This window comes from Paenibacillus kobensis NBRC 15729, assembly GCF_004000825.1.
Taxonomy (GTDB): domain Bacteria; phylum Bacillota; class Bacilli; order Paenibacillales; family Paenibacillaceae; genus Paenibacillus_T; species Paenibacillus_T kobensis.
In genome coordinates, this window is the sequence record NZ_BILZ01000007.1 from 99,553 (window position 1) to 111,302 (window position 11,750).

At 54.1% G+C, this 11,750-nt stretch carries 7 protein-coding genes; 4 read left to right on the plus strand and 3 right to left on the minus strand.

What is annotated here, in order from left to right; all coding sequences use genetic code 11:
• Positions 1-31: 31 nt before the first annotated feature.
• Positions 32-2,107, plus strand: coding sequence for an alpha-glucuronidase family glycosyl hydrolase (locus PKO01S_RS07075; RefSeq protein WP_127530614.1), 2,076 nt, complete (start codon positions 32-34; stop codon positions 2,105-2,107).
• 356 nt (positions 2,108-2,463) lie between these two features.
• Positions 2,464-5,172: an OmpL47-type beta-barrel domain-containing protein gene (locus PKO01S_RS07080; RefSeq protein ID WP_127530615.1), complete on the plus strand. Its 2,709-nt coding sequence runs from the start codon at positions 2,464-2,466 to the stop codon at positions 5,170-5,172.
• Positions 5,173-5,559: 387 nt separating this feature from the next.
• Here the strand turns inward: PKO01S_RS07080 and PKO01S_RS07085 are convergent, their stop codons facing one another.
• From PKO01S_RS07085 to PKO01S_RS07095, 3 genes are all read right to left on the minus strand, one after another.
• Entirely contained in the window at positions 5,560-7,386 is a 1,827-nt protein-coding gene (locus tag PKO01S_RS07085; RefSeq protein WP_127530616.1) for an ABC transporter ATP-binding protein, read from the minus strand.
• Positions 7,387-7,469: 83 nt separating this feature from the next.
• Complete coding sequence (locus PKO01S_RS29680) at positions 7,470-7,649, minus strand: paeninodin family lasso peptide (RefSeq protein WP_127530617.1); 180 nt, start codon at positions 7,647-7,649, stop codon at positions 7,470-7,472.
• Positions 7,650-7,678: 29 nt separating this feature from the next.
• Positions 7,679-9,631 carry an asparagine synthase-related protein gene (locus PKO01S_RS07095; RefSeq protein ID WP_127530618.1) on the minus strand — a complete coding sequence of 651 codons (1,953 nt, stop codon included), beginning with the start codon at positions 9,629-9,631 and terminating at the stop codon, positions 7,679-7,681.
• A 292-nt stretch (positions 9,632-9,923) separates the two neighbouring features.
• Here PKO01S_RS07095 and PKO01S_RS07100 point away from each other — a divergent pair, with 292 nt between their 5' ends.
• Positions 9,924-10,898 (plus strand): carbohydrate ABC transporter permease, encoded by a 975-nt coding sequence (locus PKO01S_RS07100; RefSeq protein WP_127530619.1) that lies wholly within the window; start codon positions 9,924-9,926, stop codon positions 10,896-10,898.
• Positions 10,895-11,740 carry a carbohydrate ABC transporter permease gene (locus tag PKO01S_RS07105; RefSeq protein WP_127530620.1) on the plus strand — a complete coding sequence of 282 codons (846 nt, stop codon included), beginning with the start codon at positions 10,895-10,897 and terminating at the stop codon, positions 11,738-11,740. The genes PKO01S_RS07100 and PKO01S_RS07105 overlap by 4 nt, the downstream gene beginning before the upstream one ends.
• Positions 11,741-11,750 lie beyond the last annotated feature (10 nt).

Consider the following 11,750-nt stretch of genomic DNA (forward strand, 5'->3'; position numbering starts at 1 on the left):
AATAGATTAGCCTTTAGGAGGATGGACGACAATGAGCAACAAAACGAAACGCGGCGGCGGCTATGAAGCTTGGCTCGGTTACCGGCAGCTGCCGGCGAACGACCGACTTGTGGCGCTTGGACGCTTCGGCGGACGCATTATCGTAACGGAATCGGCGGAAGTTATTATGTCTGCAGCAGCAGAATTGAACGAGGCGTTGAGCAGCATGCTCGGCCGCTCCCCGGTCATCTCGGAAGAAGCGGGCGGCACAGGCGGCTGCATCGCAATCGGTACGTTCGGCGGCGGCAACTCAGGCGTGGAACGCGTATTCGAAGCAGGTGAGCAGCCGGCAACAGGGCCGGAAGGCTTCGCAGTCAAGACGGATGCGGCGAGCGGCATCGTTGCGATCGGCGCAGAGCAGCCGGCAGGCGTCTTGTACGGCGTGTTCCATCTTATTCGTCTGATTGCGGCTGGCGCTTCGTTGGACGGCCTCGACATCGTCGAACGTCCGGTCAACGGCATCCGTATGATCAACCAATGGGACAACATCGACGGAAGCATTGAGCGCGGCTATGCGGGCAAGTCGATTTTCTACAAAGACGATGAGATCGTCAGCGACATGAGCCGAATTGAAGATTACGCGCGTCTGCTCGCATCGACGGGCATTAACGCGATCTCGATTAATAACGTGAACGTACACAAGTTCGAGACGATGTTCGTTACGGATCGATTCCTTCCGCAAATTACGCGTATCGCGGGCATTCTGCGCCGTTATGCGATCAAGCTGTTCCTGAGCGTTAACTTCGCCAGTCCGATCGAAGTGGGGGGCCTGACGACGGCTGATCCGCTCGACGAGGGCGTACGTCAATGGTGGAAAGACAAGACAGCCGAGCTGTACAAGGCGATTCCAGACTTCGGCGGATACCTTGTGAAAGCCGATTCGGAGAACCGCCCTGGCCCGTTCTCGTACGGACGCGACCATGCGGACGGCTCGAATATGCTGGCCGAAGCACTGAAGCCTTACGGCGGCCTCGTCATCTGGCGCTGCTTCGTATACAACTGCAAGCAGGATTGGCGCGACCGTTCCACGGACCGTGCGCGTGCGGCATACGATCACTTCAAGCCGCTTGACGGCCGGTTTATGGACAACGTTATTTTGCAGATCAAGAACGGACCGATGGACTTCCAAGTACGCGAGCCGGTGTCGCCGCTCTTCGGCGCATTGGAGCATACGAACAGCATGATGGAGTTCCAGGTTGCACATGAATATACGGGTCAAGCACGCCATGTGTGCTATCTTGTGCCGCAATGGAAGCAAGTGCTTGAATTCGACACGTATGCGAAGGGCGAAGGCTCTTATGTGAAACGCGTCGTCGACGGCACGATCCACGGCAACAAGTACAACGGCTTCGCGGCTGTATCGAACATCGGAGACAGCAACAACTGGACGTCCCATCCGATGTCGCAGGCGAATCTGTACGGCTACGGCCGTCTCGCATGGAATCCGGAGCTTTCCTCGGAAGATATCGCACTGGAGTGGACGCAGCAGACGTTCGGCAGCGACGAGCGCGTCATCCGAACGGTTGTCAGCATGCTGATGGATTCGTGGGGCATCTATGAATCGTACACGGCGCCGCTTGGTGTAGGCTGGATGGTTAATCCGGATCACCACTACGGCCCGAATGTCGACGGGTACGAGTATTCGAAGTGGGGCACGTACCATTTTGCCGATTGCCATGGCATTGGCGTCGACCGTACGGTCGAGACAGGTACTGGCTACTCGCATCAATACATGGGACCTAACGTGTCAAAGTTCAATACGCTGGAGACGTGCCCGGACGAGCTGCTTCTGTTCTTCCACCACGTTCCTTATACGCATGTGCTGCACTCGGGCAAGACCGTCATTCAGCACATCTATGACACGCATTTCGAAGGCGTTGAACAGGCAGCGACGCTGCTGGGCCGCTGGAACAGCCTCGAAGGCTTGATCGAGCCGGAGACATTCCGCATCGGAGCAGACAAGCTGGCGGAGCAAGCAGAGCATTCGAAAGAATGGCGCGATATGATCAACACGTACTTCTTCCGCAAATCGGGCATTAACGACGATAAAGGCCGGAAAATTTATTAAGCAATGGGAAGCCGCGGCTCAATAAGAGCTGCGGCTTTTTTTGCGTACTGGGGCTTGGCGGGGCGCGCGATTTTGCATGGTCGGGTGTTCAAATATTTTAATGAAATTTTTAGGAGCATGGACCCAATATTCGACAACGTTTGTTGAGGCAGGTTTTTATAATAAGTGAGCTGGGAAAATAAACAAGCTGCGTCATGAATGATACATAATGTATCATTTTAGTTACGAGTTTGAATGAATTCCCCAAGGTGATGGTCAGATCGGGCTAAGCGGCATGCAGCCTAAGCAATTAGCGGCGGTTAGACGGTTAGACGGTTAGACATCCCAATATTCTAAGGTTTGGAGGAGTTGTCGTAATGGCATTCGCAGGTAAGAAGCGGTTATCGGTATTGCTAATACTCGTGATGACGGTGTTCATGCTCGGGCAGAGCATTGTCTTCGCGGAGGATGCAGCCAAAGGCGGAAGCGAGCCTGTTAAAGATGAAAGCTTAAAGCCGTTCCCGTCGAAGAACGAGGGAGGAACGCGGTTCGCCGCAGCGAGAGCATTGTATTCGGGGAACTTCGGCAATGACTTCGTACAAGCGCAAGTAGGAAGCGACGGGCGCTTCAATGCCGGCATTAACCAGCTCGGCACCGAAGACTGGTATAACATCATGTTTAGTTGGCCGTCTTCGCCATGGTCATCTTTCACAACGGTGAAAGTGGACGGGGAAGACCGGGTATACGGCAATTCGCCAGACGGGACGTTTATTTCTACTCCCGCTAACAACGGCGATGATACGTCGAACGACTCGGTCTGGAGAACGGGAGACGTTACGGTTCGGCAATTGCTGCAGCCCGGTATTAACCCGGCGACCGGCCTGCCCGATGCGCTTCAAATCCGGTACGTCATTACGAATACCGGCAGCGCCGCTCATGATGTCGGCTTGCGCATGATGCTGGACACGATGGTGAACGGCAACGATTCAGCGCCGTTCAAGGTACCGGGAGCTTCCGGAATCGAATCGATCAACTATGAGAAGGATTATGTCGGAGCGGCAGTGCCGTCGTTCTGGCAGGTGTTCAACGATTTCAACAATCCGGACATCAGTGCTCAATATACGATGCAAGGCCGCGATTCGACGCCTCCGGACAGGTTCACCATTGCAAGCTGGGGTGCAATTCAAGGGACGCTGTGGAATTATGCGATTTCGCCAGGCTCTTACACGGGAGACAGCGCGGTCGGCATGTGGTGGAATCCGGTGTCGCTTGCTCCAGGCGAACAGAAAGTCATTACGACCTATTACGGCAGACCGGGCGTAGGGGGCGAAAGCGCACTCGTCTTGGCGGGCAGACAAAAGCTGTCTTATGACGAATGGTCGGCAGGCTCATTCAATTTGATTTCTTACCTGACGAACAACACGGCTTCCAGCTTAACGAATGTTAGGCTGCAGCTTGAAGCGGATCCGGGACTTACGGCAATCGACGGCGATTTGGAGCATACGATCGGTACGCTTGCCAGCGGTGCAACGATTCAATCGGCTTGGAAGCTGCAGCCGAATGCAGCGGGAACGCATCACTTGACGGTGAAGGCTTACGCCGACGGGTCGGCGGAGCCGTACGCAACCGCTGCCTTCCAGGTACAGGCGCTGGAACCGGTCGTTCCGCCTAACGTTACGCTTGGCGGAAGCCGCGGCACGACCGCAGACGGCACGCCAATCTCGGGCCGCACAAGCCCGCTCACGGTGCAGGCTCATTATGACAGTCCGCAAGCAACAGGCGTGACGCTCATCGCGACGGATGGCGATGGCACGACGTATACAGCAGAGTTGAGCTCAACGAACGGCGTCGATTGGTCGCATACGTTCACTCCGTATGCGGTAGGGCTATGGGAATCGCCGCTGACGATTACGCTTATTCCTCATTACGCTGACGGCGATGGGCCGCAGGAGCAATTCCCTGTCGAGCTGATCGATCCGAGCGGTTACGTATACAACGAGCTTGAAGGTGAAGATTGGAGATTGCCTGGAGCTACGGTTACACTGCAGTATTACGATCCTTTGTTGACTACATGGGTCAATATGAGCGAAGAAGCTTATTCGGGCAGAATGTCACCGATTACGAATCCGCAGGTGACCGGCACAGACGGACGGTATGCGTGGGATGTAGCAGCCGGTTCGTACCGCGTCGTCGTCAGCAGACCGGGCTTTGCAACGGTAACGAGCCGGGAAGTGGCGGTTCCGCCTCCAGTGACCGATCTGCATGTCGGACTCGTTCCGACGGATGCCGCAGCTCCTGTTGTGAGCTTCTCGGGTGTGCAGGATGGTGAAACGTACACGGGACCGGTCACGACAAACTTCTGGGCTACCGATGATACGGCTGGCGTGCGATCCATCAGTTATAAGATTGATGATGCCGAAGCCGTAATTGTATCCGGTGATCATGCTGCTCTCCCTACGATCGATGCAGAGGGGAATCATAAGCTTGTATTGACGGCGGTTGACCATGTAGGCAACGAAGCGACGGCAACGGTCCTTTTCACCATTGTGAATCCGGATTCAACCGCTCCGACTACGACGCTGCTGATCAATTCGGCCGCTCCGGTCGATTATTACAACTCGACAGAGTTGACGATTACGCTTAATGCGGCGGACAATGCAGGCGGCAGCGGTGTTGCTGCAACGTACTATCGGATCAATAATGCCTTTGGGCCTTGGATTCTGTACACGGGACCTAAGGTTGTGACTTTCAACAAGTATATCAATAGGCTCGAATATTATAGCGTCGATGCAGCCGGCAATGTCGAAAGCATACATTTAATCACGCCTCGGGTCGACCTTGTGAAGCCGATGACCAAATATACGGCAAGTCCGAACTTCGTATTGGATAAGGGCGGAATGGTGCTCAAGGGCTACAAAGTAACGCTTGTCCCGCAGGATGATTATTCCGGCACCCGCAAAACGTGGTACCGCATCAACTACGGCGCATGGACCGAGTATAAAGGTCCGTTCCTGATTAACGACTTGCAGACGAAAGTCAATTACTACAGCGAGGATATCGCGGGCAACATAGAAAAGGTTAATTAATCACTCATCAACTATCTCGGCTGGTTCCCGCAAGGGAGCCAGTCTCCACAAGCGGAGCGGGCTGCTTTCTATTAGGCTGCAGCTCCTTAATCAACAACAAAGGCGCCAAGGGGAGGAATCCCATGGCGCCTTTTGTGTTGTAAAAAGTTGGATTGAATGTTTTACCTTAGACGAGCAAGGTGGTTTTGCGAGTCTATGAGGCAGTTTAGCTAAGGGAACGGAGCAAGCGAATGATTCTGAAGAAACGAAGTGGTCGCCTTTGTCGCCGGATTGCAACCTTGTAGCGATCTTATTAGAACAGAGCAATCCGGCGACAACAGCGATCGTAAGAACATTCGCTTGCGGAGAGACCGAACATTCGCTTGCGGAGTGGAATCCGCGATTAATTTACAATGCTTTCCCTTCCATCGAAGCGCGGACGGGCTCGGACTGGTAATCCAGCAGCGACTTGAACGGCCCTTTCGTTTCCAACGACAGCTGCAAATAGCCGCCCTGCTGGACGATTCGGCCGTTCTCCAGGACGACGACCTGATCGGCGTTCCGAATCGTGGACAGCCGATGGGCGATGACAATGATCGTCATCGTCCCTTTCAACCGGTCGAGCGCGGCTTGAATATGCGCCTCGTTCTCGTTATCGAGCGAGCTTGTGGCCTCGTCCAGTACAAGAATCGCAGGCTTCTTCAGAATCGCGCGCGCCAGTACGATTCGTTGGCGCTCGCCCCCCGACAGCCGTGTGCCCCGGTCTCCGATGACCGTATCGATGCCATCCGGCAGCTTTCGGACGAAATCGTCCGCAGCGGAGAAGCGGAGCGCCTCCCATAGCTGCTCTTCGGATGCGCCAGGCTGTACCAGCAGCAGGTTCTCACGTATGCTCGCATGGAATAGAGAAGGGTCCTGCGGCACATAGCTGACAGACTTCCGAAGCGCGCTCACGTTATGCTCTGTAATCGGCGTTCCGTCCGCATAGATGTGACCGTGCTCGGGCAACAGAAGGCCAATCAGAATATCGATCAGCGTGCTTTTGCCTGCGCCGGACTTGCCGACGATGGCAGTCGTTTCATTCGCCGGTATCGTCAACCGGATTCGATGAAGCGCATAATCAGGAGCGTTCCGGTCATAACGGAAGTCGATGTCACGGCACTCGATGCTGTGCTTGAATACTAACGGCAGCTTGCTGTCATCGTCCTTGACCGGCGTCTGCTCTTGCGCTAACTCGCATTCGTGCTGCAGCGACCGGAGGCTATGAATGGCAGGCATAATGGACACGAGCTGCTGCAAGCTGCTTTGGATAGACATGAACCGGGGCCATAGCCGCGTGAACACGAGAACGACCAGCATCAACTGCTCGATTCCTGCGTGAAGCCATTGTACGGAGGCGTAGACGAAAGAGACTAATAGCAGGGTAGACACGGTGTTGAACAGCAGCTGAGTGTTCATTTGGAGCTTCTTGAAATGAATCAAATTTTGCTCCATTTGAATGGATAGCGTTCGGAACCAGTTCAGGTGAACAGATTCGAGCCTGTTGCTCTTAATGTCTTTCATGCCGCTGAGCTGGTCGGTTACACCGGCGAAGTAGCTCTGCCACAGCTCTGTCGTGCGCCCGCCGATCCGCTTCGCCTTTTTGACGCTTCGACGGGAGAATACGACGAGCGCCAGTCCGCCGGCAAGGACGAAAGCGGTCAACTGCGCCGATGTTGCGAATGCGATGCCGATCTGAATTCCGGTGAAAATCGCTGCCGACATGAGACTGAGTGCGATGCTGACGCCTTGACCAGCGCGTCCGAGCTCTGTCGAGAGAATATGGTTGTAGTCGGATCGTCTGCCTTTGAGGAAGAAGCTCCAATTGGATTGGACGAGCAATTGGTACGTCTTCACGCGAAGCTGGCGAATGAAGCCTTGTTGGATGCGGGTGTCGAACAGCGCTTGCTGCCGTTGAACCAGCGATTGGCCAACCGTAAGGAGAAGATAGAACGCTAGAATGACGGGAAGATTAATCGTGCCCGTTAGTTGACTCAATATATGGACCGCAGGGGAAATGAGCGGAATATTGTCGATGTTAAGGCTGGAGAGTCCGATGTAATGCAGCATCGGAATTAACATAATCAGGCCGGCGCCGTTCACGGCGCCGACAAGCACCATCGCGGCGACGTTCGCATACAAGCGGACTCCTGCGAAAGCATGAAGCTGCCGAAGCAGCCAGATCAATGGGTTCATGCGGTAAAGCTCCTTTGCCGGAAATAGAAACGCCCCTATACAATCCAATTGCATAAGGGCGCTTCTTGAAGCTTAAGTATGAATTACGAGAAGTACTCTTCAGGAATAGGGCCTGTGTGGCTGCCAGGAGCTGGCTCGTTCGTCAAGTCAACGTCAAGCGTGCCGCCGATATACGTCCAGTCCACTTGCTTCCAACCCGTACCGAGCATCGTTTCCTTCACGGAAAGGACGTCCAGTGTCGGTGCGTTCCACGATTTTTTCATCGCATTTCACCTCCTTTCAATCCTCGAAATTAGGCTATCCGTTTCAGAAACCGCGAAACGATGAGACAGCGCATAAGGAATACCGCATTCGTATCAGCGGCCATTGCAGGCGTAGGAGGGGTACGGCGAATAACTTCCAATGATTGCCGTATGGCGGTGACGTTCATATAAGACGATACAAGCGGGTCACGGCACAGTTCGCCAATCTCATCCACAAAGCGAGGCCAATCCGGCAGCATCCGGTGCATCCAATCTGCCCCTTGAGCACCCCGAATCCGTTGGTTAAGTCTGATCCGGTCGGGAAGGTAACCGGCGGTCGATCTCCGGATCAAGGAACGGCCGGTCCCGTTCTTCACGAACTGCTCTATCGGAATGGACAAGCAGAAACGCACCACACGCGGGTCGGATGTCGGATCGCGTTCCCAAATGCCGTATTTTGCAGACAGCTTGGCGCTGGACGTACCCTGCATATTGAAGATGGCCAGGTCGTCGAAATAGTGCTCCCGCTCTTCCCTTACGCCCAACTGCGTTTCTTGAAGATAGGTTTTCTTATCCCGAAGCTTGGCATGGACGTCCATTCGCGCTGCGAAGTCGGGATGAATCATAGCAGCAACTGGCGCATCCGGCGAATTCGGCTCCTTGAAGAAAGGCAGCCGGGCGGCAGCAGGGAACGCTAGCCGGCCAAGGATCGGGAACAGCCGGGACCGCCGTATTCGCATCTGGCGGCTGAATAGAGTAGCTTGCTGATAGAACCGGAACAATTGCAATCTTCTTAACAAGTGAGCGCAATAGCTGGCCATCGAGCCCCAAGAGATCGAGTTGTTCCCTCTTGCTCCCGTTAAGAGAACGCCGACGCCAAGGCTGTCCGCTTGCTCGTATATGCCTTTAATCCAGAACGAATTTTCAAAAAATTTGTAAGGAGACTCTAAAATATCGAGCCATTCATCGACTTCCGTGAGCGGGCTGCGGCCCTGAAAATCCAAATACCGGCTGTCAATATTGCCGATATGCGCGACTGCGGCTTCGATGAAAGGACGCTCGTCTGGCGCCAAGTGAGGTGCCGTCCAATCCGTATAATCGGAGACGGGAACGGAGCTGAACGTGAGAAGCCGCTTACCTTCGGCTTGGAGAGCGCGTGCCGCGAAGCTGGCTACGCTGCCGGAGTCCAAGCCTCCGCTTAATGTAGCGCCGACTTGCCTGCGGCTGCGGAGCTTTGAAGCGACCGCGCTGCGGAATACGTCCCGGAACGCTTCCTCGTATTCTTGGTCCGAGCCTAGCTTCAACGGCTGCGCCGGAAAGAACGTATCGTAGCGTGCCAGCGTGAGCTTTCCGCCGGAGAAATGGACGGAATGTCCGGGCGGAATTTGCTCAATGCCGCGGTAGACCGTAGAGTGCGCATCGCTGGAATCGATCGATAACGGAATCGTCAGAAACTCAGCGAACCATTGTTCATTTAATTGTTTCTGTATGTATGGCAGGGCGAATAGAGGCAATTGAAGCGAGCAGAACGCCAGCCTACCTTGATTGTGGCAGTAGTACATGGTGCGGCTGCCGGCCAAGTCCCGGGCACCGAACAGCGTCTGTTGCTTCGCATCCCAGATCATGAAAGCGAAGTCGCCAATCAAATGCTTCGGAGCTTCATGTCCCCATCTGGCGTAGGCAAGCAGAATGAGCTCGCTGTCTGGCATAGCATGCCGGTCGGCGGCAATTTGCAGCTTGTCGAAAAGCTGATCCCGGTTATCGAGTATGGCATCAGCCGCGATCGCAAGACGAAGATCCTCGTGATACCTCGGCAATATTTCGCTGACGGATTCGGGTGTCATCCACTGGGTACGGCTGCCCATGAAAATCGTCCCGGTATGCCAGTGCCTTGCATCGTCGGCCGGGCAATGGCTGCACGCTTCCATTAGGCGGATGCCGTGCTCTTCCAAACGTGCCGCGTCGTGCCCTGCTTCTGCAACTATACCGGCGATTACGCTCATGACGTCCTCCTAGACCTAGTGGCATGAGATGACTGATACAATTCGTATCATTTTAATTCATTATAACGTCCTATTTGGAAAACGCAATCCCCCTTTTCATAAATCAACTTGGAAATCCGCGTCAGAGCGCTTCCCCCGAATCATTATTTAATTATGATGAATTCGGACTTTCGTAATATTTTAAAAGAATTCGAGCATTCCTCTCCTTTAGCGGTTTGAGACAGGTCGATATACTTGAGAACATAGGACAACTGAGACATCTGCAGAAATTACTCGAGGGGTGAACGTTATTATGAACCGTACCGCAAATGCGGCATCGAACACGGGCGCGCCATTGGCGCCACCGACCAAGAAACGGGGCTCGTGGCTGAAACGATGGGATGCGCCTATCGCAGGCTACTTGTTCATTCTGCCATGGATCATCGGCTTCTTCGGCCTGACGTTGTATCCGATGCTGCTTTCTCTCTATTACTCGTTTACGAACTATACGCTGATGGAAGACGTGAAGTGGGTCGGGTTCAAAAACTATGACCGGATCTTCATGCACGACGACAAGTTTATTCAATCCATTAAAGTTACATTCTTGTTCGTGCTCGGCTCCGTGCCGCTTAAGCTGATTGCCGCGCTGCTCGTTGCAGTCGTGCTCAACCGTGCCGTACGAGGCATTTCGTTCTATCGAACGTCCATTTACTTCCCGTCGCTGATCGGCGGCAGTATCGCAGTGTCGCTCTTGTGGCGCAACATTTTCGGCGTAGACGGCTTCTTCAACAAAATGCTCGCCTCGATCGGCATCGATGCACCAGGCTGGATCACGAATCCGCACACGGCGCTCTGGTCGCTCATTATGCTGTCGGTATGGCAATTCGGCTCGTCGATGGTTATCTTCCTTGCCGGCTTGAAGCAAATTCCGGCCGATCTGTACGAAGCATCTTCGGTAGACGGTGCGAACAAAGTGACGCAGTTCTGGAAAGTAACGCTTCCGATGCTGTCGCCTACGATTTACTTCAACTTGATTATGGGTGTCATTAACGCGTTCCAAATGTTCACCTCCGCATACGTCATTACAAACGGCGGACCAATGAACTCGACGTATGTGTATGCGCTTTACCTGTATGAACGCGCTTTCGGACGCTATCAGTTGGGCTACGCTTCCGCGCTTGCATGGATCATGCTCATCATGATCGTTATCGTAGCGGCACTGATCGCTTGGTCGTCCAAATATTGGGTATTCTACGAGGCGGATACGGGAAGGGGCAAACGCAAATGATGACAACAAGATGGAAACAAGCGACCCGACACGTATTAATGATCGTGTTCAGCTTAATTATGATTTATCCGGTTATCTGGTGGATCGGCGCTTCGTTCAAGTCGAATGTCGAGCTGAGCTCACCGAACCTGTTCCCGAAGGACTGGCAATGGAGCAACTTCACGGACGGTTGGAACGCGATTCCGGGCCATTCGTTCACCGATTTCTATGTCAACACGTTCGGTCTTGAAATCGCCGTACTCATAACGACGCTCGCATCTTGCTCGCTTGTCGCGTTCGGCTTCGGCCGGCTGGACTTCCCGCTGAAGAAGTTCTGGTTCTCGCTGCTCATGCTGACGATGATGCTGCCGGGTCAAGTCTTGATCATCCCGCAGTACGCGATGTTCCATCAGTTCGGCTGGATCAACACCTATTGGCCGTTCATCGTGCCTCACGCATTGGCAGCGGGCTCCGGCGGTACGTTCTTCGTCTTCCTGCTCATCCAATTCGTCCGCGGGTTGCCGAAGGAGCTGGACGAAGCGGCGAAGATCGACGGCTGCTCTTGGTGGGGAATTTATTGTCGTATCGTATTGCCGCTGACGAAGCCGGCAATCGTTACGGTCATGATCTTCTGCTTCCTGTGGAACTGGGATGACTTCCTCGGCCACCTGCTCTACATCAACTCGGTTGACAAATATACGGTCGGTCTGGCGCTCCGGATGATCAACGATTCGCAGTCGGGTCTGCAATGGGGACAACTGCTTGCGATGTCGCTCGTCTCGATCGTTCCGGCGACGCTCGTCTTTACCTTCCTGCAGAAGTATTTCGTAGAAGGCATTGCGACGACAGGTATTAAGGGCTAAGATGAACAGA